This is a genomic window from Variovorax sp. V93 (genome assembly GCF_041154485.1).
Lineage (GTDB): Bacteria > Pseudomonadota > Gammaproteobacteria > Burkholderiales > Burkholderiaceae_C > Variovorax > Variovorax beijingensis_A.
The window spans coordinates 5,423,383-5,447,629 of the sequence record NZ_AP028669.1 but is presented as its reverse complement, the minus strand read 5'-3'; the positions used below and the strand labels follow the sequence as shown (position 1 = coordinate 5,447,629).

The window sequence follows — 24,247 nt, the reverse complement described above, 5'->3', positions numbered from 1 at the left end:
CGGCTCGTTTTTGGCGAGGCCGGGTTTTTTCATTGATGTCGTCACCTCCCTTGGTCGTCACTCCGCAGTCGATGCAGTTCGAGGGCCCGCTGGCCCTGCGCAGCGGCGCGTCGCTCGGCAGCTACACGCTCGCCTACGAAACCTACGGCACCCTGAACGCCGAGCGCAGCAACGCGGTGCTGGTCTGCCATGCGCTCAATGCCTCGCACCACGTGGCCGGCACCTACGAAGGCCAGGCGCGGTCCGAAGGCTGGTGGGACAACATGGTGGGCCCGGGCAAGCCGGTCGACACCGACCGCTTCTTCGTGATCGGCGTGAACAACCTCGGCTCCTGCTTCGGCTCCACCGGCCCGATGCATGTCAACCCTGCCACCGGCCGCGTCTATGGCGCGGATTTTCCGGTGGTCACGGTCGAAGACTGGGTCGATGCGCAGGCCGCGCTGCTCGACGCGCTCGGCATCCGCACGCTCGCGGCGGTGATGGGCGGCAGCTTGGGCGGCATGCAGGCGCTGTCGTGGACGCTGCAGTACCCCGATCGCGTGCGGCATGCCGTGGTGGTGGCCAGCGCGCCCAACCTCACGGCCGAGAACATCGCCTTCAACGAAGTGGCGCGCCGCGCCATCGTCACCGACCCCGACTTCCACGGCGGCCACTTCTACGAGCACGGCGTGATCCCCAAGCGCGGCCTGCGCATCGCGCGGATGATCGGCCACATCACCTACCTGAGCGACGACGTCATGAACGCCAAGTTCGGCCGCATCCTGCGCAGCGCGGTCGAGGGCGAGGCGGCGGCGCTCGACTACCGCTACTCCACGCAGGAGATCGAATTCCAGATCGAGAGCTACCTGCGCTACCAGGGCGACAAGTTCAGCGAATACTTCGACGCCAACACCTACCTCCTGATCACGCGCGCGCTCGACTACTTCGACCCCGCGCGTTCGCATGGCGGCAACCTCAGCGCGGCATTCGCGGGCGCCACCGCCAAGTTCCTCCTCGTGAGCTTCAAGACCGACTGGCGCTTCTCGCCCGCGCGCAGCCGCGAACTGGTGAAGGCGCTGCTCGACAACCGCCGCAACGTGAGCTACGCCGAAATCGACGCACCGCACGGGCACGACGCCTTCCTGCTCGACGACGTGCGCTACATGGGCGTGGTGCGTTCCTACTTCGAGCGCGTGGCGCACGAGGTGCTGGCCGAAGGGAGTGCATCGTGAGCGACATCGAGACCCAGCGGCTCATCGCCAACCTCGTGCCCGAGGGCGCGCGCGTGCTCGACCTCGGCTGCGGCGACGGCGCGCTGCTCGACCTGCTGCAGCGCGAGCGCGGCTGCAGCGGCTACGGCGTGGAAATTGCCGACGGCAACGTGCTGCAGTGCATCCGCCGCGGCGTCGACGTGATCCAGCTGAACCTCGACGAAGGCCTGGCGATGTTCGACGACGCCTCGTTCGACGTGGTGCTGCAGATCGACACGCTGCAGCATCTGCGAAACGCCGAGATCATGCTGCGCGAAACCGCGCGCGTGGGCCGCATCGGCATCGTGGCCTTTCCCAACTTCGCGCACTGGCCCAACCGCATCAGCATTGCGCGCGGCCGCATGCCGGTGACGCGCCGCCTGCCCTACCAGTGGTACGACACGCCCAACATCCGGGTCGGCACCTTCAAGGATTTCGAGGTGCTGGCGCAGAAGAACAGCCTGCGCGTGCTCGATGCCTTCGGCGTGCAGGAAGGCCGCAGCGTGCGCTGGCTGCCCAATGCACGCGCGGGCACGGCCGTGTTCAAGTTCGAGCGGGAGCGCTGAGCGCTTCCGCGCCCCGACTGAAAACGGCAGCTCCATGAGCTTCACGCTTGCGCAACCGGTACACAGCGAACTGCTGGTCAAGAAGAGCCGCTTCATCGGCTGCGTGCAGCCGGTGGCCGACCGGGCCGCGGCCCTGGCCGTGGTGGCATCCCTTCGCGCCGAGCACCCCGCCGCCGCGCATGTCTGCTGGGCACTGATGGCGGGTGGCCAGTCGGCCGCCAACGACGACGGCGAGCCGGGCGGCACGGCCGGGCGCCCCATGCTCGAGGTGCTGCGGCACCAGCAGCTCGAAGGCGTGCTTGCCACGGTGGTGCGGTACTTCGGCGGCATCAAGCTGGGCGCGGGCGGACTCGTGCGGGCCTACACCGACGCGGTGGCGCAGGCCTGCCTCGGGGCCACGCTGGTGCCGCTGGTGCGCCAGCGGCTGCTGCAATGCGCCGTGCCCTATGCGCTCGAAGGACTGGTGCGGCGCGAGATCGCTGCCGTGGCCGGCGCCTCGCTGGTCGATGTGCGGCACGGCGATGCGGTGGACTTCACATTCACGCTGCCCGAACCCGACGCGAATGCCTTCATCGCCCGCCTCGACGATGCTGCGCAAGGGCGCGCCGTCTGGCCGCAGGCGTGAGCCGGCGCACCGGTGCGGCCACGGCCGAGGGCGGTGTCATCGCCAGCACGCCCCGCGATGCGAGCGCTACGGGCCCTGCCATGTCGTCGTCGGGCCCGCGCCGGGCCATCTCGGCCGTCACGATGCCGGTCGGCACCGCGAGCACGCCCCAGCCCAGCAGCATCATCACCGAGGCAATCGCGCGGCCGAGATCCGTCTTCGGCACGAGGTCGCCGAAGCCCACCGTGGCCATGGTCGAGATGGCCCAGTAGATCGCCACCGGAATGCTCGTGAAGCCGTGCTGCGGGCCTTCCACCACGTACATCAGCGTGCCCATCACCAGCACCACCAGCATCACGAAGCCCACGAACACCGTGATCTTCCGCCGGCTCGCGGCCACGGCCGAGACCAGTGCGCGGTATTCCACCGAATAGCGCGACAGCTTGAAGATGCGGAACACGCGCAAAAGCCGCAGGACGCGCACGTCGATCAGGTAGGCGAGCTCGGGCGCGAGCGCCACCAGGAAGGTCGGCAGCAGCGCGAGCAGGTCGATCACGCCATAGAAGCTCAGCGCGTAGCGCAGCGGCTTGTTCACGCAGGCGAGCCGCGCGATGTATTCGAGCGTGAACAAAATGGTGAACACCCATTCGAGCAGGTTGAACACGGGCCGCCATTGCTCGCGGATCGGCTGCACGCTGTCGAGGATCACCACCAGCACGCTGGCCACGATCACGGCGATCAAGGCGAGGTCGAACAGCAGGCCAGCACGCGTGTCGGCCTCGAAGATCACCGTGAACAGCTGGCGCCGCCAGCCGCTCGCAGGTTTGTCGAAGCGCGAATCGATGGTCGAGGAGATCGCGAGGGTCCGGGCGGCGGGTGCAGTGTTCGATCGGGTCATCTTTTCGGTGGCCGGGGCACGGGGAAGCGGCATTGGCGGCGTGCTGCGGGACTTATTCGGTTACGTTTATTGCGCAATGAAGTGCCGCAGGCCGCGAGCGGGTTCTTACGATAGCCGTTTTGTTGAGGAGCTCCCCATTGGCCACACAGTCCCCCTTTTTCGGCAAGCGTGATCGTGACACCGACTCGTTGACCTCTCGTCCCGCGCCGTTGGTGGGCTCGGGCACCAATCTCTCGGGCTCGCCCGTCAATCCTTCGTCGCTGACCGCGCAGCAAGGGGGCCTCTCTGCAGCGACCGCGCCGGCCAAGGAAGGCGGCAGCAAGCTCACCGTCGGCCCCAACATCAAGCTCAAGGGCGTCGAGATCACCGATTGCGACACGCTCGTGGTCGAAGGCCTGGTCGAAGCGACCATGGACTCGCGCCTGATGCAGATCGCCGAACAGGGCGAGTTCAAGGGCTCGGCCGAGATCGACATCGCCGAGATCCGCGGCGTGTTCGACGGCAACCTCACGGTGCGCGAAAAGCTCGTGATCCACTCGACCGGCAAGGTCACCGGCAAGATCCGCTACGGCAAGATCGTGATCGAGGAAGGCGGCCAGCTGTCCGGCGAAATCAGCTTCGGCGCCAAGCCGTCGCTGCAAGCTGCAGCCTGACCGATCAGGCCTTTCGGCTCAGGCCGCCTCTTCAGGCGGCTTCCAACCCAGGCGCTCCAGCAAGGCACCGGCCGCGGCCGGTGCTTTCTCTTTGGCGCCGTTGATGAAGTAGACGAACACGTCGCGCTTCCTGGGTGCTTCGGCCCATTGCCGCGCGCGCTCGGCCCAGGCGTCGAGCGCCTTCGGCGCATAGCCGGTCTTGAGCTTGGCGTCGGCCATCATGAGCCGCGCATAGGCGAAGTCGCCTTCGGGCTCCTCGAACGAAGGAAACTTGTCCGCGTCGGTGAACACGGTCGAGACCTTGTGCTTCTTCGCGAGCGCCTGGTAGCCGGGCGTGATGAAGCTCGGGTGCCGCACGTCCATCACGTGGCGCAGCGCGCGGCTGCCTTCCTTTTTGGGCAGCAGCTCGAGAAAGGCCTCGAAATCTTCCGCATCGAAGGGCTTCGTGGGCATGAACTGCCACACGATCGGGCCGAGCTTGTCGCCGAGTTCGCTCACGCCGCTGTCGATGAAGCGCTTGATCGAATCGCCCGCGCTGGCCAGCACCTTGCGATTGGTGGCGAAGCGCGAGGCCTTCATCGAGAACATGAAGTCCTCCGGCACCTCGTCGTGCCATTTGCGGAAGGTCTCGGGCTTGAAGGTGCTGTAGTAGGTGCCATTGATCTCGATGGCGCTGACCTGGCGGCTCGCATAGCGCAGCTCCTTCGCCTGCGCGAGCCCCTTGGGATAGAAATTGTCGCGCCAGGGCTCGTAGGTCCAGCCGCCGATGCCCACCTTGATCCGAGTCGATGCTGCCTTGCTCACATTGCGCTCCGGGTTGAGATCGCCGCACTCTACGCGCGCTCGCCCAAGGGCGCAAAATGCGTTTTTTTCCTTCCCCGCGGAGAACCCGATGAACGCCCCCCTGCACCGCGAAATGCCCACCGGCCTGCTCGATGCCGAGCGTGCCCTGTCCGACGTCACCGCCCAGTGGGATGGCGACATCCTCAAGCAACTCACTGACTACATCGCCATTCCCGCCAAGTCGCCCGGCTTCGACAAGGACTGGTCGGCCCACGGCTACCTTGAAACCGTGCTGCGCAATGCGGCGGCCTGGGTCGAGGCGCAGAAGGTCGAGGGGCTGAAGCTCGAGATCGTGCGCCTCGAAGGCCGCACGCCGGTGCTGTTCTTCGAAGTGCCGGCCACCGGCACCGACATGGGCGAGACCGTGCTGATGTACGGCCACCTCGACAAGCAACCCGAATTCACCGGCTGGCGCAACGACCTCGGCCCCTGGACGCCCAAGTACGAGAACGGCCTGCTCTACGGCCGCGGCGGCGCCGACGACGGCTATGCGGTCTACGCCAGCATCGCCGCGCTGCAGGCGCTCAAGAACCAGGGCGCGGCGCATCCGCGCATCGTCGGGCTGATCGAGACCTGCGAGGAAAGCGGCTCCTACGACCTGCTGCCGTATGTCGACGCATTGCGTCCGCGGCTGGGCAATGTCGAACTGGTGATCTGCCTCGACTCCGGCGCCGGCAACTACGACCAGCTGTGGCTCACCACCTCGCTGCGCGGCATGGCCAGCGGCACGCTCAAGGTCGAGGTGCTGACCGAAGGCATCCACTCGGGCGATGCGTCGGGCCTCGTGCCCTCGAGCTTCCGCATCATGCGGCAGGTGCTCGACCGCCTCGAGGACAGCGCCACCGGCCGCCTGCTGCCTGCGAGCTTCCACTGCGAAGTGCCGGCCGACCGCCTGGCGCAGGCCAGAGCCACCGCGGCGATCCTGGGCGACGAGGTCTACAAGCGCTTTCCGTGGGCGCACTACGACTGCGGCGGCTCGACCGTGTTCGCGCTGCCGACCACCACCGATCCGGTCGAGGCGCTGCTCAACCGCACCTGGAAGCCCACGCTCTCGGTGACCGGCGCCGAGGGTTTTCCGGCGCTGAAGGACGCGGGCAACGTGCTGCGCCCCTACACCGCGTTCAAGCTGTCGCTGCGCCTGCCGCCGCTGGTCGATGCGGCCGAAGCGGTGCAGCAGCTGAAGACGCTGCTCGAGGACAACGCGCCCTACCAGGCACGCGTGACCTTCGAAAGCGGCGGCGGCGCCACCGGCTGGAATGCGCCGACGATCACGCCGTGGTTCGAGGATGCCCTCAACAAGGCCTCGCGGGCGCATTTCGGCGCATCCTGCGGCTACATCGGCCAGGGCGGCACCATTCCGCTGATGAACATGCTGAGCGCCGGCTTCCCCAAGGCGCAGATGATGGTCTGCGGCGTGCTGGGTCCGAAGAGCAATGCCCATGGCCCCAATGAATTCCTGCACGTGCCCTACGCCAAGAAGCTCACGGCTGCGGTGGCCGAGGTGATTGCGGCGCTGCCGGCCGCGCACCGCGCCGCGGCTGCGGAGCCGGCGGCCGCTTGAGCCCGGCGGCGGCGCAGCTGCTGCCTTTGCCGCAGCGGGTTTCGCTGCCCACGCCGGACGGCGAAACACTGCTGCTGCGCCGCCTTCCGGCGGCCGGCGCATCGCGCGGCGTCGTCGTGCTGGTGCATGGGCTCGGCGAGCATGCCGGGCGCTATCACCCACTTGCGGCGCGCCTGCACGCATGGGGCTTCGCAGTGTGGGCCCATGACCATCATGGCCACGGCGGATCGTCCGGTGCGCGCGGCGCGCTGCCCGGCGAACTGCGGCTGGTCGAAGACCTCGCGCTGGTCATCGACGATGCGCGGCGCGAGAACCCCGGCTTGCCGCTGCTGCTGCTGGGCCACAGCCTGGGCGGGCTGGTCGCGGCCAGCCTGGTGGCGCGCGGTGTGCGGCCGGTCGACGGGCTGGTGCTGTCCTCGCCAGGGCTCGACCCGGGCCTGAACTGGTTCCAGAAGGCGCTGCTCGCGGTGCTGCCGCGCATTGCGCCCGGGCTGCGCGTCGGCAACGGCCTGGACGACAACTTTCTTTCGCACGACCGGGCGGTGGTGCAGGCCTACCGCGACGATCCGCTCACGCACGACCGCATCGGCGGCCGGCTCGCGCGCTTTCTGGCGCACGAAGGGACGATAGTGCAGCAGGCGGCGGCGCACTGGCCGGTGCCGACCCTGCTGCTGTATGCAGGCGACGACCGCCTGGTGGCGCCGGCCGCCAGCCGGGCCTTCGCGGCTGCCGCCGCGCCCGGCGGCATGGTCGAAGCGCAGTGCTTCGAATCGATGTACCACGAGATATTCAACGAGCTCGAGGCTGAACCCGTGTTCGCCGCGCTGCAGCGCTGGCTCGGCAAGCGCTTTCCGCCGGACTGAAGAAGGAGGACGCGCTTCAGGCGCTCGCGGCCGCAGCCGCGCGCCGGCGCGTCTGCGCGAGCCAGAGCAGTGCCGCGCCCGTGAGCGCCACCGGCACCAGCGAGCCGTAGTTCAGCAGCTGCCAGCCCTGCGTCGTGACCAGCACGCCCGAGGCGAATGAAGTCAGCGCGAGCGTCGCGAACACGCAGAAATTGAGTGCGCCCTGCGCCCGGTCGCGCTCTTCCGCGGTGTAGGCCGTGAGCGAGAGCGTGGTGCTGCCCGTGAACAGGAAATTCCATCCCACGCCCAGCAGGCACAGGGCCACGAGGAAGTGCTGCAGCGCCACGCCCGACAGCGCAACGGCGATGCAGCCGAAGTTCAGCGCGAGCCCCACGCCCATCACCGGCAGCGCGCCGAAGCGGCGGATCAGGTGGCCGGTGAAGAAGCCCGGCGCGAACATGCCGATCACATGCCATTCGAGCACCAGCGCGGCGTCGGAAAAAGGCAGGCTGCAGATTTGCATGGCAATGGGCGTGGCGGCCATCAGCAGGTTCATCACGCCAAAGCCCAGCGCGCCCGCCGCGGCCGCCACAATGAACACCGGCTGGCGCATGATCTGAGACAGCGGCCGCCCGCCCAGCGCCTGCTGGCGCGTGAGCGTGGCGGGAAACTCGATGAAGCGCATGACCACCATCGACACCAGCGCCACCGCCGCCAGCGCGATGTAGGCGCCCGCGAACGGCACCGCGAACGCTTCGCGCGTGGCGGCCGCGAGGTTGGGCCCCGCCACCGCGCCGATCAAGCCGCCGGCCATCACCAGCGACACCGCCTTCTCGCGCCAAGCCGGGGCCGCGAGTTCGGCGGCCGCGAAGCGATAGAGGTTGGCGTTGGCGTTGTAGTAGCCCGCCACCAGCGTGGCCAGGCACAGGAGCCAGAAGTTCTTCGAGATGGCCGCGAAGGCGCACAGCAAGGCCGAGCCCAGCCCCACCGCCAGCCCGATCTGGAACGACCCGCGCCGCCCGAAGTGCTGCTGCGTGCGCGCCACCAGCCCGGTGGTGAGCGCCCCGCCCACCACATAGCCCATGACCGGCAGCGTGGCCATCCAGCCGCGCGGCGCGATGCTCAGGCCGACCAGCCCGTTGATGGCAATGAAGGTGACGTTGTTGGTCAGGAACAGGCCCTGGCAGATGGCGAGCAGCCAGAGGTTGCGGTTCATGGAGAAATGGCGGCGAAGGCGTGTTGCGGCATGGAAGGCTGCGGTTCTACGCGAATCGCCCCGGATGCGCCAGCCGAAATGCGGCAGGCAAAAAAAAAGCGCCCTCGCGGGCGCCGGAATTTCCGATGAGCAAACAGTTCGCTCAAGGCTGCCTGTTCTGCAGCAGGCTGCCGAGCGTACCCAGCAGGTCGTTCGGGTTGTCCAGGCCCTGCTCCGGCACCTTGCCGTGCGGCGTGAGCTGGTCGATCAGGGCCGGCAGCATGGTGGCCAGCATGGGCAGCAGCATTTGCGCATTGATGCCAAGCTTGGAGGCGATGCTGGCGATGGTGTCGCTGCCCAGTGCGTTCTCCAACTGGTCGCCGGACACGGGCTGGTTTTCGCCCTTGCCGATCCAGGAGCCGATCACGTCGCCCATGCCGGCCTGCTCGAATTTCGAGACCAGCCCTCCAAGGCCACCCGTGCCGCCGTTGTTGGCGAGCAGGCCGCCCAGCGCGCCAGCGAGGCCTCCCAGGTCTCCCAGCCCGCCGATGCCGCCGCCTTGCGGCTGCTGCTGTTGGGCGGCGCCCCCGAGAACCTGGCCGAGTACCGAATCGAGCATTCCCATGGACGTTTCCTTGGTGTGTGACAGAACCGCTGGCATTTTCCCAGCGCGAGGGGCCCCGGGCGAGCAAGCTTGTTTACTTTTAAGCCCGCAGCGTGACAAATTACCTGGGACGCGATGCGCGTTTCGGCAGCAATGCGGGGCTTACCCCTTGCACGCCGACCAGACCCAGCACTGTCACCAGCGAATTCTGCGCGCCTTTCCAGGCATCTGTCACGTCGATCGATTCGCTCAGGGCATGGAAGCCGGTCGACTTTCCGCCGCCGCCGATGATGATGGCCGGGATGCCGTACGACATCGGCACGTTGGCGTCGGTGCTGCCGCCGCGCAGCAGCGTCTTGTGGCCGAAGGCGGTGTTCGAGCGGACTGCCGCCTCCACGATCACCGAATCGGACGGCGTGCGCCCGCCCGGCCGGTCGCCGATCAGCTTGTTGCTGGCGCTCAGCGTCGCCACGTTCCAGCGCTTGTTCTCCTCGGCCACCGCTTCGTCGATGGCCGCGAGGATCTTCTTTTCGGTTTCCAGCAGCGACGCCATGTCGTCCGAGCGGATGTCGATGGCCATGCGCGCATCGGGCGCAATGGTGTTCACCGAGGTGCCGCCGCCCACGGTGCCGACGGTGAAGGTGGTCTTGGGAAAGCTGGGCGTGCGGACTTCGGCGATCTTGGCAATGGCGCGGCCCATGCCGTGGATGGCGCTGGGCACCTGGCCGAACGCGGCAAAGCTGTGGCCGCCCGGTCCCTTGAACGTGACTTCATAGCGATGGCTCGCCGTGCCCAGGACCAGCACGTTGCCGTCGGGTGAAGGCTCCAGCCCCACCATGCCGTCGATGTCGAGATGGTCGCGGAAGATGGCCTTCATGCCGCGCAGGTTGCCCAGCTCTTCCTCGCCGACATTGGCGACGAAGAGCAGGTCGCCCACGGTCTGGATCTTGTTGTCGTTGAGCACCTTGAGCCACGACAGCAGCACCGACAGGCCGCGCGTATCGTCCGCGATGCCGGGCGCGTGGAGCTTGCCCTCATGCTCCTTCACCTTCACGTCGGTGCCGGCGGGGAACACGGTGTCCAGGTGGGCCGACACCAGAAGCTTGGGGCCGTTTCCGGTGCCCTTGCGCAGGCCGATCACGTTGCCTTCGGCATCGATCCTCGCGTCGGCGAGCCCGAGCGCCTTCATGCGTGCCAGGAAGGCTTCGGCGCGCTTGCTTTCCTTGAACGGCGGCGCTTCGATCTCGGTCAGCATCTTGAGGTCTTCGACCGAGCGCTCATGGTCGGCCTTGACCGCGTCGAGCAGCTTTTGGATCGCGGGCGCCGCCATCATCTGGGTGAAGGTCTTGTCCACCTCGGGCGTGACCTGTGCCGGCGTGGGCGCCACGGCGGTGTTCTGGGCCTGCGCGCCGTGGACGGCGCAGAGCATGGCCAGCATAAGGGGAGCGAGCCGGAGGGCGCGGGGCGAACGAGGCATGGCGTGGAGATCCTTTTCTTGTGATGGGGAGTGGGTGTGGCAAGCCTTCGCGGAAAGCATTCCTCAAGGGCCGGCGAGCAATACCAGCGCGGCGAGTGCTGCGGTTTCGGCGCGCAGCACGCGCGGCCCGAGCGTGACCGGCGCAAAGCCGCATGCCAGCGCTTCCTGTTCCTCGGCGCTGCTCAGGCCGCCCTCGGGTCCGCTCAGCACCAGCACGCTGCCGCCGGCCGGCGCCGAGGCGGTGGCATCGGCCAGGCCCCGCGTGCCTTGGGCGAGGCTCAGGACAAGGCGCAGCGTGGCGGCGCCCGCATTTGCGTCGATCCATGCCGAGGGGCTCGAGAACGGCCGCACCGGATGGATCCGCGGCACGCGGTTGCGGCCGCATTGCTCGCAGGCGGCAATGGCAATCGCTTCCCAATGCGCCCTCTTCTTCTCGGCGCGCTCGCCCGAGAGCCGCAGCACGCCGTGGGCCGTGGCCAGCGGCTGGATGCTCGCGACGCCCAGTTCGGTGGCTTTCTCGACCAGCCAGTCCATGCGCTCGTTGGCGGGCATGCCGACGGCCAGGTGCACCGCGCGCATGGCTTCGCGCTCGGCCGGCGCATGGGCGCCGATCGCCACCGACACATCGCTGCGCCCCATGCGCTCCACGGTTGCCGCGTATTCGCCGCCCGAGCCGTCGAACAAGGTGAGCGCGTCGCCGGGCTGCATGCGCAGCACCTGCACGTGGCGCGCGGGACCGGGAGGCAGCTCGAGCGTGGCACCCGCGGTCAAAGGCACCGGGCAGTGGAAGCGGGGCATCTAGAGCCCTAAACCCTGCCGTAGGCGAAGCCGGTCAGCGCCGACGTGCCTTCGATCTCGTCGATCACCCGCAGCAGCGGCGTGAGTTCCATGTAGCGGCTGGCGGTGGAGCGGATGTAGGCGATGAAGCGCGGCGTGTCCGCCAGGTAGCGCGGCTTGCCGTCGCGCAGCGTCAGGCGGGCGAAGATGCCGGCCACCTTGAGGTGGCGCTGCAGCCCCATCCATTCGACCGAGCGGTAGAACGCGCCGAAATCGGCATCGACCGGCAGCTTGGCCTTGCGCGCCGCTTCCCAGTACCGGATGGTGACGTCGAGCACGAACTCTTCGTCCCAGCTCAGGAAGGCGTCGCGCATCAGGCTCGCGATGTCGTAGGTGATGGGGCCGTAGACCGCGTCCTGGAAGTCGAGCACGCCCAAATCGGCATCGTTGCGGACCATCAGGTTGCGCGGCATGAAGTCGCGGTGCACGTAGACGCTCGGCGAGGCCAGGTTGTTCTCGACGATGAGCCTGAAGCTGCGTTCCAGCCGCTCCTTGAGCTGGCCTTCGACGGCAATGCCGCGGTGGCGCCCGATGTACCACTCGGGAAAAAGCGCCAGTTCGCGCTCGAGCAAGGCGCGGTCGTAGGGCGGCAGCACGTCCGGCCTGGAAGCCAGCTGCCAGCGGATCAGCGCATCGATCGCCTGGTCGTAGAGCGGACGGCTGGCGTCGGGCCGGGCCGGGTCGATCACGTCGAGCATGGTTTCGCGGCCCAGGTCGTCGAGCAGCAGGAAGCCGTGGGTCCGGTCCCACTCGAGCACCTGCGGCGCGGTCACGCCGGCCTCGGCCATCAGGCGGGCAACCTGCACGAAGGGCTCGCTGTTCTCCTTGTCGGGCGGCGCATCCATCACGATGCGGCTGGCGGCGCTCCCCGTGGCGTCGATGCGGAAGTAGCGGCGAAAGCTCGCATCGGCGGAGGCAAGGCGCACCGTCTCGGGCAGCAGGCCGTGCGCGGCGCCGATGCCGGCCAGCCAGTTCTGGAACGCCGCGGCCCGCTGCGGATCTGTCCAGAGAATGGCCGTGGCGGAGGGGATGGGCTCGGAGGCCGGGAGCGGGGGTGCTGTCATGGATAATCGATTCTACAAATCCGCCTGGCGCGGCAACTCCTGCGGTCCTCCCTGGTCGAACAGAGTTGCCGCCGGCTCCTGCAACCTGCCGGCCTGCCGCGCCGTCCTCCCGACGATCCTTCGTTCCTGACCGATGCCTACGATCCAAAGCCCCCACGCTTGGCACCCTGTGCACTCGCAGCCTTCCTCGGGAAGACTGCGGACCTCCGCCGGAACGATGCGGCGGGAGGCCTGATGAGGCGGCGCGTTGCCTTGCGGCGTTCCGGACCGCCCCTGCCATTGGCCGTGCTGTCGCTGGCGCTGCTGCACGCGCACGGCGCCTCGGCCCAGCCGGCCGGAGGCCTCGATGGCCCGCTCACGCTCAAGCGCACGCCGCAGCTGACTGAATCGCTGCCGCCCGCCGAGCGCAGCCAGTTGCCCAGCCTGATCACCGGTGACCGCCTGTCGGGCCGCCAGGACCTCGAAACCGTGGTCGAAGGCCATGCCACGCTGCGTCGCGGCGAAGTCGCCATCACCGCCGACCGGCTCGAGTACTACCAGCCCGACGACCGCGCCAAGGCGCGCGGCAATGTGCGCGTCAACCAGGCCGGCAACGTGTACGAAGGCCCCGAGCTCGAGCTCAAGCTCGAGACCTTCGAAGGCTTCTTCAACAACGTGCGCTACTCCTTCCTTGCCACCGGCGGGCATGGCGAGGCGCAGCGCATCGATTTCGTCGACAGCAACGTGTCGGTGGCCCGCACCGCCACGTACACCACCTGCCGCCGCGAGGATTTCCCGGGCTGGATGCCGGCCTGGCTGCTGTCCGCGGCCACGCTGACCACCGACACCGAGGAAAACGTCGGCGTGGCCACCGACGCGCGGCTGAGCTTCATGGGCATCAGCACGCCGCCGATCCCGAGCGTGAGCTTTCCGCTGTCGAACGAGCGCAAGAGCGGCCTGCTGCCGCCCACGATCGGCGTCGACAACACCAACGGCATCGAGATCTCGCAGCCGTACTACTGGAACATCGCGCCCAACCGCGACGCCACGTTCACGCCCACACTGATGAGCAAGCGCGGCCTCAACCTGGGTTCGGAATTCCGCTACCTCGAGAAGGAATACAGCGGCAGCATCCGGCTGGACCTGATGGGCAGCGACCGCCTCGTGGGCCAGCGCTACAACGAAACGCGCGCCGCGCAGCTGCAGCAGCTCGCCAACGGCGAAATCCAGGCCTCGGCCCTGAGCTTCGGCGCGCCGCCCAGCAGCAAGCGCTGGGGCATCTGGGCCAATCACCACCAGGATTTCAATGCCAAGGCGCTGGGGCTCGATTCGCTCTCGGCCAGCATCAACATCAACCGGGTCAGCGACAACGACTACTGGCGCGACTTCACGCGCACGCCCACGCTGGCACAGCGCCAGCTGTCGAACGACGCCTCGCTCAACTGGAGCAAGGGCGACTGGAACGGTGGCATCCGTGCGCTGCGCTACCAGACGTTGCAATACAGCCTGTCGCCGATCGTTCCGTCCTATGACCGGATGCCGCAGATCACGGCCAACTACAACAAGTACGACTGGCACGGCTTCGACGTTTCGCTGAACCTGGACTACACGCGCTTTCGCGTCAACACCATCCTGGCCGGCCAGCCCGGCTTCGACATCAACCAGCAGTCGCAGCCCGACGGCGACCGCGCCCTGGCCATTGCCACCATCAGCCGGCCGTTCATCACACCGAGCTCCTTCGTCATCCCGAAGCTGCAGCTGAACACGGCTTCGTACAACTACTACCTGCCGCAGTCGGACGTTCCCAGGCTCACCGTGAACGGAACCCAGTACGTCAACGGCGTGCCCTACAACCCGAATTCGCTGTATTTCTTCCCGACCTCGAGCAACCGGACGGTGCCGACCTTCAGCCTCGACAGCGGCCTGATCTTCGAGCGCGACGCCAACTACTTCGGCCGCGCCTTCCGTCAGACGCTGGAGCCGCGCGCCTACTACGTCTACACGCCGTTCCGCAACCAGAGCATGCTGCCGAACTACGATTCGGCGGCCAACGATTTCAGCTTCGCGACCATCTACACCGAGAACGCCTTCTCGGGCAACGACCGCATTTCCGACACCAACACGCTCACGCTCGGCGTCACCTCGCGCCTGATCGACCCCGACACCGGCGTCGAGGCGGCGCGCTTCGGCGTTGCGCAGCGGCTGCGCTTCAGCGACCAGAGGGTCACGCTGCCGGGCGGCACGCCGGTGACCGACCGCGCGAGCGACCTGCTGCTGGGCGCCCAGATCAACTGGACGCCCAAGTGGAGCCTGGACACGGTCGTCCAGTACAACCCCGACACGCGCAAGTCGGAGCGCTCGGCCATCACCGCGCGCTACAACCCGGGTCCGTACCGCAACCTGAGCGCGGCCTTCCGCTACCAGGCGCCCACCACCCCCCTCGCCACCGACGGCAACAAGTCCTTCGACGTGGGCTGGCAGTGGCCGCTCAACGACCTGTGGGGCGACAAGGGCAAGGACCTCGGCCCGGGCAAGGGCCAGGGCGGCGGGCGCTGGTACGCGGTCGGCCGGCTCAACTACAGCCTGCAGGACAAGAAACTCACCGACGGCGTGCTCGGCTTCGAGTACGACGGCTGCTGCTGGATCGGACGCGTGGTGCTGCAGCGCATCACGACCGGCACGGTGACGGCCAACACGCGCATCATGTTCCAGCTCGAATTCGTCGGGTTCTCCAGCATCGGGTCGAGCCCGATGCAGACCTTGCGGACCAACATCCAGCGCTACCAGCCCCTTCGCCAGCCCACCGAAGGGCCGAGCCGCTTCACCAATTACGACTGAGACGATTGAGCAACGCCATGAAACACATCCGTTCCATCCTGACCCTGGGCTGCCTCGCGGCACTGGCCGCGGCCTCGGGCGCACAAGGCCTGCGTCCCGGTGGCGGCAGCGGCATCACCGACATCATGCGCGCCGGTCCCCGACTGGCGCCGCCGGCGCCGCGCACCGCGCCTTCCACCGCCGCGCCGGTGCAGCGCTCGGCCGAATACATCGTCGCACTGGTCAATTCCGAGCCCATCACCAACACCGAGGTGCAGTCGCGCGTCACGCGCCTCATCCGGGAAAATGCCGAGGCCGAGCGCGTGCCGCGCGCCGAACTCACGCGCCTGGTGCTCGAGCGCCTGATCTCGGAGCGCGCGCAGCTCCAGCTGGCCAAGGAAAACGGCATCAAGGTGGACGACGTCGCCATCGACCAGGCCGAGCAGACCGTGGCGCGGCAGAACCAGATCAGCGTCGAGGAACTGCGCCGCCGCGTGGTGGCCGAAGGCATCTCGCAGCGCGAATTCCGCAACGACCTGCGCGACCAGCTGCTGCTCACGCGCCTGCGCGACCGCGAGGTCGAGTCCAAGGTCAAGATCAGCGACTCCGAGGCCGACGAATACCTGCGCGACCAGCGCAATGCCCCCACCAAGGATGCGGCGCTGCAGAACATCAACCTCGCGCACCTCCTGGTCGCCGTGCCCGAGAACGCCACCGACGCGCAGGTCGCCACCTTGCAGCAGCGGGCCCAGGGCCTCGCGCAGCGCGCTCGCTCCGGCGAAGACTTCGCCAAGCTGGTGCAGGAAAACTCCGATTCGCCGGACCGCGCCAACGGTGGCGCCGTCGGCATGCGCACCGCCGACCGCTATCCGTCGCTGTTCGTCGAAGCCACGCAGTCGACGCCGGTCAACGGCATTGCCGGCCCGATCCGTTCGGGTGCGGGCTTCCACGTGCTCAAGGTGCTGGCCAAGGCCCAGCTCGGCGCCGCCGACGCCACCGTCACCCAGACGCAGGTGCGCCACATCCTGCTGCTCAACGACCCCAAGCGCACCACCGCGCAGGCGGTTGCGCAGCTCGCGGAATTCAAGCGCCGCCTGCAGGCCGGCACGGCCGACTTTGCCGGCCTGGCGCGCGACAACTCGCAGGACGCGAGCGCCAAGGAAGGCGGCGACCTGGGCTGGTCGCGCCCGGGCCAGTTCGTGCCCGAGTTCGAGGAAGCCATGGACCGCCTGGCGCCGGGCCAGATCAGCGACCCCGTGGTGTCGCGCTTCGGCGTCCACCTGATCCAGGTGGTCGGCCGGCGCGAATCCAAGCTCACCCAGGCCGAGCAGCGCGAAGCCGCGCGGGCCGTGCTGCGCGAGCAACGGGTCGATGAAGCCTTCAGCACCTGGGTGCAGGAAGTGCGCGCGCGCGCCTACGTCGAATACCGCGAGGCGCCCCAGTCCTGATGGCACACATCGCCAGGAAGCGGTTCGGGCAGCACTTCCTGTCCGACGGCGGCATCATCGATGCCATCGTGCAGGAGATCGCGCCGCAGCCTGGCGACGCCATGGTCGAAATCGGTCCGGGGCTGGCGGCGCTCACCCAGCCGCTGGTCGAGCGGCTCGGGCGCCTGACCGTCATCGAGCTCGACCGCGACCTGGCCAAGCGGCTGCGCGAGCATCCGCAGCTCGACGTCATCGAATCCGACGTGCTCAAGGTCGATTTCGCCGCGCTGGCCGCCAGGTTCGCGGCGCCGCTGCGCGTGGTCGGCAACCTGCCCTACAACATCTCCACGCCCATCCTGTTCCATCTGCTGGGCTTCGCGCACCTGATCGCCGACCAGCACTTCATGCTGCAGAAGGAAGTGATCGACCGCATGGTCGCGCGCCCCGCCACGTCCGACTACAGCCGCCTGAGCGTGATGCTTCAGTGGCGCTACCGGATGGAAAACGTGCTGTTTGTGCCGCCCGAGAGCTTCGATCCGCCGCCGCGCGTCGACAGCGCCGTGGTGCGCATGGTGCCGCTGGCCGAGCCGCCGGCCGTCGATGCCGCCCGCCTGGGCGAAATCGTGCAGGTCGCCTTCAGCCAGCGCCGCAAGATCATGCGCCACACCCTGGGCAAATGGCTGGACGCGCACGGCTTTGCAGGCGAATTCGACGCCCAGCGCCGCGCCGAGGAAGTGCCCGTGGCCGAATACGTCGCCCTGGCCCAGGCCGTTCCCCCCGAGCCCAAATAGAAAAGCCCGCCTTGGCAAAGGCGGGCTTTCGTTCGTGAACACCGCGGAACCGGCTTAGCCGGGCCGCAGGTGTTGCCCCCTTGAGGGGGAGGCGGCTACACGAAGTGAGCCGCTTCGGGGGTGGGCTTGTTCAGGCCGCCGCGAGCCAGTAGCCCGCGTTGAAGGGGCTGCTCATGCGCAATGCGAGCGGCGAGACGTCGACCAGTTTGTCGGTCGGCATCTTTTCGCCTTCGGGTTCCGTGCCGGCGGCCGCATTGGCGGTGCTGCCGTTGATTTCGATGCCATCGAGTGCTGCGCCGTTCGGCTGAGCCTCGTTCGCCCGTTCTGCTTGGCTGGTGTGTGCAGAACGGGCTACAGAAAAGAATAGAAGCAGCGGAACGGGACTTTCCGGTCGCCCCAGTAGTCGGAAGCATCGCGGAAGATGTCGAGCAGCTGCTCGCGCGCTTCCTTGTCGAACTTGGCGTTGGCCGGGATCTGCTCGAGCACGATCACGAAACCGGGCTGCGGGCCCGATTTATGCAACGGGTCGGTCATGCAGTCGTACAGCGCGTCGAAGTTCTTGCCGAAATGCGCCGGAAAGGTGAACTGCTGGGCGATCAGGTCCAGAACGTCCTGCTTGGTCTGGGCATTCCCCAGATTGGCGTACAGGAAGTGCTGGCCCGCGGCGTTGGCGGCTTCCTGCAGGTCGTTCACGCGGAACGCACGAATCGACTGCACGATGTTCGGGCGTACGGCACGAAGGGATAGGGTCATCTCCGCTGGTCTTTCCATAGTCATCATCATTTCTTCGGGGCGCTTCGGGGCGCCGCTCAAGTCTTTGTCATCGCTCATGGTGCAATCCGTCTGAAACTCGCGTAGTGGTCTGCCGTGTACCAGCAGGCCTCGGGTGTGGTGCGCTGTTCTCCGCCGCAGACAATGCGCCGCGCACCGCGATCGCGCGAGCCGGGCGTTGCCACCGTGTACTCGCGGTAGTGACCGCGCCGCGCGGGCGGCAAAAGACGCTCGCGGTTGCCAAATACCGTGCCGTCCTTTTCGAATCGGAAGGGGCCGCCGTTCAGGATGGCTTCGTAGGTTCGCTGGCCCTGAACCGGCAGTTCGGACAGTGCAATCGATTCCTGGGCGGGCTTTCCGGTGCCGAACCATCCGCGGGCCTCGGCCCCCGTCGCCAACGCCGCCAGCATCAAGCCGGTGAGCGCAAACTTAGTGACAGAGGACGTGATCGAGGCGTAAGCCGCCATGGGGCACCACAAGAAAAGAGCGGGGTTCCGAATTGGCAGCCAACCCTGGGGTTAACCCGCAAATTCAAGCCCGCGAGTGTGCACCACGCTGGCGAAAATAGCAAGCGACTGCCCAAAGTTTGAGCAGTCGCAAGGGGATCGAGTGGCGCTTTAAGTTGGCGGCCACTCTCGCCAAATGGCTTATCGCTCTGCGTTTGCGTCGGCGACTGTCAAGGCTGTCATGTTCACGATGCGCCGAACTGTTGCGCTGGCCGTGAGAATATGCACAGGTTTGGCGGCACCGAGCAGCACCGGGCCGATCGCGATATTTCCGCCGGCCGCGGTCTTGAGCAGGTTGTAGGAAATATTGGCCGCGTCGATGTTCGGGAAAACCAGCAGGTTGGCATCGCCCGCCAGTGCGCTGTGCGGCATGACGATCGCGCGCTGCTTGCTGTCGAGCGCCACGTCGCCGTGCATTTCGCCGTCCACCTCGAGCCAGGGCGCCTGCACGCGCAGCAGGTCGAGCGTCTTGCGCATCTTGACCGCGCTGGGCTCGTTGCTCGTGCCGAAGTTCGAATGCGACAGCAGCGCGGCCTTGGGCTTGAGGCCGAAGCGCATCATTTCCTCGGCCGCCATGGTCGTGATCTCGGCCAGTTCCTCGGGCGAGGGATCGTAGTTGACGTGGGTGTCGACCAGGAACACCTGGCGGTCGGGCAGCAGCAGGCCGTTCATGCAGGCGTACACCGGCACGTCCTGCGGCGTGCTTTCGCAGCCGCCCGGGCGCTTGCCGATCACCTGGTCGATGTAGTGCAGGTGGATCAGCGTGGTGCCCCAGGTGCCGCAGATCATGCCGTCGACTTCGTCCTTGTGCAGCAGCATGGCGCCGATCAGCGTCAGGCGGCGGCGCATCTCGATCTTGGCGGTCTGCACCGTCTGGCCCTTGCGCTCGGTCATGCGGTGGTAGGTCTGCCAGAAGTCGCGGTAGCGGTGGTCCTGCTCGACGTTGACGATGTCGTAGTCGAGCTCTTCCTTCAGGCGCAGGCCGAACTTCTCGATACGCTGCGCGATGATGGCCGGGCGGCCGATCAGCGTGGGGCGCGCAATGCCTTCGTCGACCACGATCTGGGCGGCGCGCAGCACGCGCTCTTCCTCGCCCTCGCAGTACGCCACGCGCTTCTTCTGCGCGCGCTTGGCGGCGTCGAAGATCGGCTTCATCGTGGTGCCCGAGGCGTAGACGAAGCTCTGCAGGCGGTCGCGGTAGGCGTCCATGTCCTTGATCGGGCGCGAGGCCACGCCGCTTTCCTCGGCGGCCTTGGCCACCGCCGGCGCGATCTTCATCATGAGGCGCGGATCGAAGGGCTTCGGAATCAGGTATTCGGGCCCGAAAGTCAGCTTTTCGCCGACGTAGGCGGCGGCGACGCGCTCGCTCTGCTCGGCCTGGGCGAGATCGGCGATGGCGCGCACCGCGGCAATTTCCATCTCGTCGGTGATCGTGGTGGCGCCCGAATCGAGTGCGCCGCGGAAGATGTACGGGAAGCACAGGACGTTGTTGACCTGGTTCGGGTAGTCGGTGCGTCCGGTGGCCATGATCACGTCGGGGCGCACTGCATGGGCGTCCTCGGGCGAGATTTCCGGGTTCGGATTGGCCAGCGCGAAGATCACCGGGCGCGGCGCCATCTTGGCCACCATGGCGGGCTTGAGCACGCCGCCGGCCGACAGGCCCAGGAACACGTCGGCGCCCTCGATCACCTCGGCCAGCGTGCGGGCCGTGGTTTTCTGCATGTACTGGCGCTTGTCGTCGTCCATGAGCTCCTCGCGGCCTTCGTAGACCACGCCGGCCAGGTCGGTCACGAACACGTTCTCGCGCTGGAGGCCCACCTTGAGCAGCAGGTTCAGGCAGGCCAGTGCCGCGGCGCCCGCGCCCGAGGTCACCAGCTTGACCTCGCTGATGTCCTTGCCAGCCACCTTGAGGCCGTTGAGCATGGCCGCGGCCACGGTGATGGCCGTGCCGTGCTGGTCGTCGTGGAACACGGGGATCTTCATGCGCTTGCGCAGCTCGCGCTCGACGTAGAAGCAGTCGGGGGCCTTGATGTCCTCGAGGTTGATGGCGCCGAAGGTGGGTTCCAGCGAGGCGATGATCTCGACCAGCTTGGCCGGGTCCTTCTCGTCGATCTCGATGTCGAACACGTCGACGCCGGCGAACTTCTTGAAGAGAACGCCCTTGCCTTCCATCACCGGCTTGGATGCCAGCGCGCCGATGTCGCCCAGGCCCAGCACGGCGGTGCCGTTGGTGATCACCGCCACCAGGTTGCCGCGCGCCGTGTACTTGAAGGCGTTGGCCGGGTCCTTGACGATTTCCTCGCAGGGCGCGGCCACGCCGGGCGAATAGGCCAGCGACAGGTCGCGCTGGTTGACCATCTGCTTGGTGGCGGCAATGGCAATCTTGCCCGGCACCGGAAGCTCGTGGTACTCGAGGGCGGCGCGCCGCAGTTCGGCGCGCTTGTCTTCGGGCGTGGGGGTCGATGGGATCGTCGAATCGGACATGGGCCGTTGCTCCTGGTGGCGCTTCTTCTGGGGGCGCCGATTGTAGACCTCGGCCCGGGGCGCCATAGGCCGCATGGCGGAGATCCACCCTGCCGAAAGCAGCAAGACCCGTCAAGACGATGTGGCAATATGCGCAGTCCGGAAAAAATTCGACGAGGAGCAGCCATGGCCCTGATGGATTTCATCAAGAAACAGTTCATCGACATCATCCAGTGGACCGAGACCGGCGACGGCACGCTGGCCTGGCGCTTCCCGATGGCGGAGATGGAAATCCAGAACGGTGCCTCGCTCACCGTGCGCGAGTCGCAGGTGGCGGTGTTCGTCAACGAAGGCCAGGTGGCCGACGTGTTCGGCCCGGGCATGTACAAGCTCACGACGCAGACGCTGCCCGTGCTCACGTACCTGAAGAACTGGGACAAGCTGTTCGAGTCCCCGTTCAAGAGCGACGTCTACTTCTTCAGCACCCGCCAGCAGGTCGACCAGAAGTGGGGTACGCCGCAGCCCATCACCATCCGCGACAAGGATTTCGGCGCCGTGCGCCTGCGCGCCTTCGGCAACTACAGCTTCCGCATCGGCGATGCCAAGCTGTTCCACACCGAGATCTCGGGCACGCGCGACGTCTACGGCGTGGCCGACCTCGACGGCCAGCTGCGCGGGCTGGTGCTGCAGAACATCAGCAATGCCATCGCGTCCAGCGGCGTGCCGTTTCTGGACCTTGCCGCCAACCAGATCCAGTTTGCCCAGGCGCTGGCCGCGCAGCTGGTGCCGGAGTTTTCCAAGATCGGCATCAAGCTCGAGAACATCACGGTCCAGAACGTCTCGCTGCCCGAAGAGCTGCAGAAGATCCTCGACCAGAAGATCGGCATGGGCATGGTCGGCAACGACATGGGCAAGTTCATGCAGTACCAGACCGCGCAGGCCATTCCCAAGTTCGCCGAGGGCGCGGGCCAGGGCGGCGGCATCGCGGGCGATGCCATGGGCCTGGGCGCCGGCGTGGCGCTGGGCCAGGTGCTGGCGCAGAACCTCGCGCAGGGGCTGAGCCCGGGCGCGGCGGCACAGGCCGCAGCGACCCAGCAGCAGCCTGCCGTGGCCGTGGTGAGCCCGGCCGACGTGATGACCACGCTCGAGAAGCTCGGCGAGCTCAAGACCAAGGGCATCCTCACGCAGGAAGAGTTCGACGCCAAGAAGGCGGAGCTGCTCAAGAAGTTGGTCTAACCCCCAGGCTTCGCGCACTTCGTGTCGCTACTCCCTCCCCCTTGCAGGGGGCAATGCCTGTGGCCCGGCGTAGCCGGTTCCACGGCATTCCCCGCAGCTGCATCCGCTGCCGTTTGCCATGGCTGAAGAAGGCGGCGCCCAGCGCGCCTACCGTGCGCCCTGCCCCGGCTGCGGCGCGCCGGTCGAATTCAGGTCCGCACAATCGGCCTTCGCCGTTTGCCCCTACTGCCAGAGCACCGTCGTGCGCCAGGGCGAGACGCTCGCGCGCATCGGCAAGATGGCGGAGCTGTTCGACGACTTCAGCCCGCTGCAGCTGTTTGCCGCGGGCCGCATCCAGAACCAGCCGTTCACCATCATCGGCCGGCTGCAATACAGCACCGCCGGCGGGCGCTGGACCGAGTGGATCGCCGAGCTCGACGGCGACCGCACCGGCATCCTGAGCGAGGACAACGGCGCCTACGTGTTCGCGCTGCCCTTCGAGCTGCAGCGCACCGCGCCACCGCCGGGCGACCTGCGCGTGGGGGCCGCCAGCGCATTCAACGGCCAAAGCTACACCGTCTCGTCCAACGAGCAGGTGACGCTGCTGTCCGCCCAGGGCGAACTGCCGCACCTGCCCGAGCTGGGCCGCCCGTTCCCCATGGTCGAACTGCGCAGCGACAAGGGGCTGGTGCTCAGCATCGACTACGGCACCGAGCCGCCCGGCGCCTACCTGGGCCGCTCGGTACAGCTTGAGGACCTGCAGCTCACGGGCCTGCGCGACGAATCCGCCAAGGACGAAAAAGGCCGCGCCTTCAACTGCCCCAACTGCGGCGCGCCCGTCACGGTCAACCTGGCCGATAGCAAGAGCATCACCTGCGGCTCGTGCAACAGCATCATCGACCTGTCGCAGGGCATCGGCGGCGAGCTGAAGCACGCGGAGCAGAACGAACCCGTGCGCCCGCTCATCCCCATCGGCAGCACCGGCCAGCTGCAGGGCGCGCAGTGGCAGGTGGTGGGCTTCCAGCACCGCATGGGCGTGGAGCCCGGCGACGACGAGCACTTCGGCTGGAACGAATACCTGCTGTACAACAAGAAGCGCGGCTTCAGCTTCCTGGTGGACGCCGAGGACGGCTGGAGCATGGTCAAGCCGACCACCGGCGCGCCGGTCATGGCCGAGAACGGCAGCAGCGCCACCTACCTGGGCAAGCGCTATACGCAGCAGTACGCCTACAACGCCGAAACCACCTATGTGGCGGGCGAGTTCTACTGGCAGGTGGAGCGCGGCCAGAAAACCTTCAACCGCGATTTCGCCAGCGGCAACGCGCTGCTTTCGATGGAGCGCTCGGCCAACGAGCTGACCTGGTCCTCGGGCAGCAAGCTCGACAGCGGACTGGTGTCCGCCGCCTTCAAGCTCGACGACAAGAAGGACATGTTCGCGCGCGGCGATGCGCTGCCGGTCAGCGCCGCATCGGGCCTGGGCTGCGGCACCATCATCCTCATCGTGATCGTCATCATCGTGCTGCTGGTCATCCTGAGCACCTGCAGCGGCTCGTCGGGCGGGTCGCGCAGCTACGGCGGCTCCTATGGCGGCTATTCGAGCGGCGGCGGCCACAAATGAACAAGAGCAACATAGCTTCGCGCTGATGTCACCCACTACTGCAACTACGACTGGAGGTCCCCATGGGATTTGAATGGCTGAAACCGGGCGTGGTCCTCGGATCGCTCGTGTATGCGCTGCTCGGCGTGCTGATCTTCTGGCTCTGCTTCCTCATCATCGACAAGCTCACGCCCTACGACCTCTGGGGCGAAATCGTCGAGAAGCAGAACGTGGCGCTGGGCCTGGTGGTGGCCGCCATGAGCCTGGGCATCTGCGTCATCGTCGCCGCAGCCATCCATTGAGCGGGG

At 67.3% G+C, this 24,247-nt stretch carries 22 protein-coding genes; 12 read left to right on the top strand and 10 right to left on the bottom strand.

Going from position 1 to position 24,247, the window contains the following annotated elements; all coding sequences use genetic code 11:
* Positions 1-35: 35 nt before the first annotated feature.
* The 3 genes from ACAM54_RS25900 to ACAM54_RS25890 are packed head-to-tail and all read left to right on the top strand — an operon-like array spanning position 36 to position 2,420.
* The gene (locus ACAM54_RS25900; RefSeq protein WP_145738955.1) at positions 36-1,211 is read left to right on the top strand and encodes a homoserine O-acetyltransferase; all 1,176 of its coding nucleotides are present in this window, start codon (positions 36-38) and stop codon (positions 1,209-1,211) included.
* Positions 1,208-1,795 (top strand): methionine biosynthesis protein MetW, encoded by a 588-nt coding sequence (gene metW / locus ACAM54_RS25895; RefSeq protein ID WP_369649382.1) that lies wholly within the window; start codon positions 1,208-1,210, stop codon positions 1,793-1,795. Before ACAM54_RS25900 ends, metW begins: the two co-directional genes overlap by 4 nt.
* A gap of 34 nt (positions 1,796-1,829) precedes the next feature.
* On the top strand, positions 1,830-2,420 hold the full coding sequence (locus tag ACAM54_RS25890; RefSeq protein WP_369649381.1) for a YigZ family protein: 591 nt from the start codon (positions 1,830-1,832) through the stop codon (positions 2,418-2,420).
* Here ACAM54_RS25890 and ACAM54_RS25885 read toward each other — a convergent pair.
* Positions 2,365-3,297 (bottom strand): ion transporter, encoded by a 933-nt coding sequence (locus ACAM54_RS25885; protein WP_369649380.1) that lies wholly within the window; start codon positions 3,295-3,297, stop codon positions 2,365-2,367. The genes ACAM54_RS25890 and ACAM54_RS25885 overlap by 56 nt on opposite strands.
* A gap of 137 nt (positions 3,298-3,434) precedes the next feature.
* Here ACAM54_RS25885 and ACAM54_RS25880 point away from each other — a divergent pair, with 137 nt between their 5' ends.
* Complete coding sequence (locus tag ACAM54_RS25880) at positions 3,435-3,950, top strand: polymer-forming cytoskeletal protein (RefSeq protein ID WP_055807343.1); 516 nt, start codon at positions 3,435-3,437, stop codon at positions 3,948-3,950.
* 18 nt (positions 3,951-3,968) lie between these two features.
* Here the strand turns inward: ACAM54_RS25880 and ACAM54_RS25875 are convergent, their stop codons facing one another.
* A complete protein-coding gene (locus tag ACAM54_RS25875) occupies positions 3,969-4,754 on the bottom strand; it encodes a DUF72 domain-containing protein (protein ID WP_369649379.1) in 786 nt (261 codons plus the stop codon).
* An 88-nt stretch (positions 4,755-4,842) separates the two neighbouring features.
* Between ACAM54_RS25875 and ACAM54_RS25870 the strand changes: the two genes are divergently transcribed.
* Complete coding sequence (locus ACAM54_RS25870) at positions 4,843-6,354, top strand: M20 family metallopeptidase (RefSeq protein WP_145738962.1); 1,512 nt, start codon at positions 4,843-4,845, stop codon at positions 6,352-6,354.
* A complete protein-coding gene (locus tag ACAM54_RS25865; protein ID WP_369649378.1) occupies positions 6,351-7,217 on the top strand; it encodes a lysophospholipase in 867 nt (288 codons plus the stop codon). Before ACAM54_RS25870 ends, ACAM54_RS25865 begins: the two co-directional genes overlap by 4 nt.
* Before the next feature lie 16 nt (positions 7,218-7,233).
* Here ACAM54_RS25865 and ACAM54_RS25860 read toward each other — a convergent pair whose 3' ends face one another.
* From ACAM54_RS25860 to ACAM54_RS25840, 5 genes are all read right to left on the bottom strand, one after another.
* Positions 7,234-8,412, bottom strand: a complete 1,179-nt coding sequence (locus tag ACAM54_RS25860; RefSeq protein WP_369649377.1) for an MFS transporter — start codon at positions 8,410-8,412, stop codon at positions 7,234-7,236.
* A 142-nt stretch (positions 8,413-8,554) separates the two neighbouring features.
* Positions 8,555-9,016, bottom strand: coding sequence for a YidB family protein (locus ACAM54_RS25855; RefSeq protein ID WP_369649376.1), 462 nt, complete (start codon positions 9,014-9,016; stop codon positions 8,555-8,557).
* Positions 9,017-9,116: 100 nt separating this feature from the next.
* Complete coding sequence (locus ACAM54_RS25850) at positions 9,117-10,472, bottom strand: M20/M25/M40 family metallo-hydrolase (protein ID WP_369649375.1); 1,356 nt, start codon at positions 10,470-10,472, stop codon at positions 9,117-9,119.
* A gap of 63 nt (positions 10,473-10,535) precedes the next feature.
* A complete protein-coding gene (locus ACAM54_RS25845; RefSeq protein ID WP_369649374.1) occupies positions 10,536-11,270 on the bottom strand; it encodes a 16S rRNA (uracil(1498)-N(3))-methyltransferase in 735 nt (244 codons plus the stop codon).
* Positions 11,271-11,278: 8 nt separating this feature from the next.
* The gene (locus ACAM54_RS25840) at positions 11,279-12,373 is read right to left on the bottom strand and encodes an aminoglycoside phosphotransferase family protein (protein ID WP_145738974.1); all 1,095 of its coding nucleotides are present in this window, start codon (positions 12,371-12,373) and stop codon (positions 11,279-11,281) included.
* Positions 12,374-12,607: 234 nt separating this feature from the next.
* On the opposite strand from ACAM54_RS25840, the gene ACAM54_RS25835 reads away from it, so the two are divergent.
* The 3 genes from ACAM54_RS25835 to rsmA are packed head-to-tail and all read left to right on the top strand — an operon-like array spanning position 12,608 to position 17,387.
* Positions 12,608-15,190, top strand: coding sequence for an LPS-assembly protein LptD (locus ACAM54_RS25835; RefSeq protein ID WP_145738976.1), 2,583 nt, complete (start codon positions 12,608-12,610; stop codon positions 15,188-15,190).
* 17 nt (positions 15,191-15,207) lie between these two features.
* Complete coding sequence (locus ACAM54_RS25830) at positions 15,208-16,617, top strand: peptidylprolyl isomerase (protein WP_369649373.1); 1,410 nt, start codon at positions 15,208-15,210, stop codon at positions 16,615-16,617.
* Entirely contained in the window at positions 16,617-17,387 is a 771-nt protein-coding gene (rsmA, locus tag ACAM54_RS25825) for a 16S rRNA (adenine(1518)-N(6)/adenine(1519)-N(6))-dimethyltransferase RsmA (RefSeq protein WP_369649372.1), read from the top strand. Before ACAM54_RS25830 ends, rsmA begins: the two co-directional genes overlap by 1 nt.
* 351 nt (positions 17,388-17,738) lie before the next feature.
* Here the strand turns inward: rsmA and ACAM54_RS25820 are convergent, their stop codons facing one another.
* From ACAM54_RS25820 to ACAM54_RS25810, 3 genes are all read right to left on the bottom strand, one after another.
* Positions 17,739-18,164, bottom strand: a complete 426-nt coding sequence (locus ACAM54_RS25820; protein WP_086012221.1) for a barstar family protein — start codon at positions 18,162-18,164, stop codon at positions 17,739-17,741.
* 50 nt (positions 18,165-18,214) lie between these two features.
* Positions 18,215-18,625, bottom strand: coding sequence for a ribonuclease domain-containing protein (locus ACAM54_RS25815; protein WP_145738982.1), 411 nt, complete (start codon positions 18,623-18,625; stop codon positions 18,215-18,217).
* 180 nt (positions 18,626-18,805) lie between these two features.
* Entirely contained in the window at positions 18,806-21,148 is a 2,343-nt protein-coding gene (locus ACAM54_RS25810) for an NADP-dependent malic enzyme (RefSeq protein WP_145738984.1), read from the bottom strand.
* Between the two features lie 165 nt (positions 21,149-21,313).
* Between ACAM54_RS25810 and ACAM54_RS25805 the strand changes: the two genes are divergently transcribed.
* The 3 genes from ACAM54_RS25805 to ACAM54_RS25795 all read left to right on the top strand — a co-directional run bounded on the left by ACAM54_RS25805 (position 21,314) and on the right by ACAM54_RS25795 (position 24,241).
* The gene (locus tag ACAM54_RS25805; RefSeq protein ID WP_369649371.1) at positions 21,314-22,363 is read left to right on the top strand and encodes an SPFH domain-containing protein; all 1,050 of its coding nucleotides are present in this window, start codon (positions 21,314-21,316) and stop codon (positions 22,361-22,363) included.
* A gap of 118 nt (positions 22,364-22,481) precedes the next feature.
* Complete coding sequence (locus tag ACAM54_RS25800; RefSeq protein WP_369649370.1) at positions 22,482-23,960, top strand: DUF4178 domain-containing protein; 1,479 nt, start codon at positions 22,482-22,484, stop codon at positions 23,958-23,960.
* 62 nt (positions 23,961-24,022) lie between these two features.
* Positions 24,023-24,241, top strand: a complete 219-nt coding sequence (locus ACAM54_RS25795) for a DUF350 domain-containing protein (RefSeq protein ID WP_015868006.1) — start codon at positions 24,023-24,025, stop codon at positions 24,239-24,241.
* The last annotated feature ends 6 nt before the right edge of the window (positions 24,242-24,247 follow it).

What these genes read in the sequence shown, in the direction of transcription:
- ACAM54_RS25900 (WP_145738955.1), top strand. Translation starts at nt 36, where the DNA reads ATGTCGTCACCTCCCTTGGTCGTCACTCCGCAGTCGATGCAGTTCGAG.
- ACAM54_RS25890 (WP_369649381.1), top strand. Translation starts at nt 1,830, where the DNA reads ATGAGCTTCACGCTTGCGCAACCGGTACACAGCGAACTGCTGGTCAAG.
- ACAM54_RS25885 (WP_369649380.1), bottom strand. Translation starts at nt 3,297, where the DNA reads ATGACCCGATCGAACACTGCACCCGCCGCCCGGACCCTCGCGATCTCC.
- ACAM54_RS25870 (WP_145738962.1), top strand. Translation starts at nt 4,843, where the DNA reads ATGAACGCCCCCCTGCACCGCGAAATGCCCACCGGCCTGCTCGATGCC.
- ACAM54_RS25860 (WP_369649377.1), bottom strand. Translation starts at nt 8,412, where the DNA reads ATGAACCGCAACCTCTGGCTGCTCGCCATCTGCCAGGGCCTGTTCCTG.
- ACAM54_RS25855 (WP_369649376.1), bottom strand. Translation starts at nt 9,016, where the DNA reads ATGGGAATGCTCGATTCGGTACTCGGCCAGGTTCTCGGGGGCGCCGCC.
- ACAM54_RS25850 (WP_369649375.1), bottom strand. Translation starts at nt 10,472, where the DNA reads ATGCCTCGTTCGCCCCGCGCCCTCCGGCTCGCTCCCCTTATGCTGGCC.
- ACAM54_RS25845 (WP_369649374.1), bottom strand. Translation starts at nt 11,270, where the DNA reads ATGCCCCGCTTCCACTGCCCGGTGCCTTTGACCGCGGGTGCCACGCTC.
- ACAM54_RS25840 (WP_145738974.1), bottom strand. Translation starts at nt 12,373, where the DNA reads ATGACAGCACCCCCGCTCCCGGCCTCCGAGCCCATCCCCTCCGCCACG.
- ACAM54_RS25835 (WP_145738976.1), top strand. Translation starts at nt 12,608, where the DNA reads ATGAGGCGGCGCGTTGCCTTGCGGCGTTCCGGACCGCCCCTGCCATTG.
- ACAM54_RS25830 (WP_369649373.1), top strand. Translation starts at nt 15,208, where the DNA reads ATGAAACACATCCGTTCCATCCTGACCCTGGGCTGCCTCGCGGCACTG.
- rsmA (WP_369649372.1), top strand. Translation starts at nt 16,617, where the DNA reads ATGGCACACATCGCCAGGAAGCGGTTCGGGCAGCACTTCCTGTCCGAC.
- ACAM54_RS25820 (WP_086012221.1), bottom strand. Translation starts at nt 18,164, where the DNA reads ATGACTATGGAAAGACCAGCGGAGATGACCCTATCCCTTCGTGCCGTA.
- ACAM54_RS25815 (WP_145738982.1), bottom strand. Translation starts at nt 18,625, where the DNA reads ATGGCGGCTTACGCCTCGATCACGTCCTCTGTCACTAAGTTTGCGCTC.
- ACAM54_RS25810 (WP_145738984.1), bottom strand. Translation starts at nt 21,148, where the DNA reads ATGTCCGATTCGACGATCCCATCGACCCCCACGCCCGAAGACAAGCGC.
- ACAM54_RS25805 (WP_369649371.1), top strand. Translation starts at nt 21,314, where the DNA reads ATGGCCCTGATGGATTTCATCAAGAAACAGTTCATCGACATCATCCAG.
- ACAM54_RS25800 (WP_369649370.1), top strand. Translation starts at nt 22,482, where the DNA reads ATGGCTGAAGAAGGCGGCGCCCAGCGCGCCTACCGTGCGCCCTGCCCC.
- ACAM54_RS25795 (WP_015868006.1), top strand. Translation starts at nt 24,023, where the DNA reads ATGGGATTTGAATGGCTGAAACCGGGCGTGGTCCTCGGATCGCTCGTG.